The organism is Bradyrhizobium sp. Leo114, assembly GCF_055229415.2.
In genome coordinates, this window is sequence record NZ_JBUYEN020000169.1 from 1 (window position 1) to 1,172 (window position 1,172).

At 58.3% G+C, this 1,172-nt stretch carries 1 protein-coding gene; it reads left to right on the forward strand.

Annotation, left to right across the window (positions count from 1 at the left end; genetic code table 11):
- The first annotated feature begins 345 nt into the window (after nucleotides 1-345).
- Nucleotides 346-1,050: an autoinducer binding domain-containing protein gene (locus tag ACZIRK_RS45205; protein ID WP_130231977.1), complete on the forward strand. Its 705-nt coding sequence runs from the start codon at nucleotides 346-348 to the stop codon at nucleotides 1,048-1,050.
- The last annotated feature ends 122 nt before the right edge of the window (nucleotides 1,051-1,172 follow it).

The following is a 1,172-nucleotide window of genomic DNA, read 5'->3' on the forward strand; positions in this document are numbered from 1 at the left end:
GCTTCCACCAGTTCCTGTTCCGAGGCCTGGCTAACGTGGGGGCCGAATGGGCGATCGTCTGCACCGCCCACAACCTCGTCAAGCTCGGCAACCTCGCCAGGCCCACATGAGCGGCCTATCGTAATGAAGTCCGACCGGCCAAAACGCTAACTGGACAGGCTCCTAGAGGGACGCAGGACGCGATCGGATAGGTCAATGGGATACGCAAAGGGAGGAAGTTGAATTCCATCGAGTCACTCGAAACGGCCATCGGATCAGAAGAATGATAGCATCGTGATGCGCATCCGACGAGTCAGCTCGCCATCGCACCGATACTCGCAAGATGAAGACTAGGAGGATGTTACATTGGATGGGCAATTACAGGGGTTGATCGATGCCGTCGATGTGGCGCGCGATGAACGCTCCGTTCGCAACGCGATCAAGAAGTTTACTGGCTCATCCGGCTTCGACCGCTATGCCTACATTCATGTTCACGCCGACGATGCGGTTGCTTTCAGCGATTATCCTGCGGAATGGCTGAACCTCTATTTTGCAAAGCGATACATGATCATCGACCCTGTCGTGACGACCGCCAAGCGCAGCATGCGGATGTTCGCCTGGTCGGCGGAAGAGCGCGGCGTCCGCAGGAGCTCGCGCGAGATCAAGCAATTCTATTCGGAGGCGACTGACTTCGGCATCCGCTCGGGCGTTTCCGTTCCGATCAGGACAAGCTATGGCCGCACAGCGATGATCACGCTCGCATCAGATCGGCGGCGGGCCGAGGTCCCGCCATGGGATCCGATGCAGGCAGCATTGGCGCTCGCCTACATTCATGTTCGCCTCAGCCTGGCGTCTGTATCGTCCTTCAAAACAGGGGATGTGACGTTGTCGACGCAGGAAGCGACCTCGCTCAGCTGGTCGTCACACGGCAAGTCGATGAACGTGATCGCGGACTTGCTTGGGATCAAGCCACGAACAGTCCAGTTCTATCTGGATAACGCGCGCGACAAACTCGGCGCGAGCAACCTCCAGCAGGCCGTCCGCATCGCCATGGAGAGGAAGTTGATCTAGCATTACAGTTGTAATTTTTTCTTGAGATGGGCTTTGCGCGCAGTTGCCTGATGAGCCCTGCGCCAGAACGACCATGCGAGGACGCGGGCGTGCGGGATGCGCCGCTGGGCGAGCTTCATGGC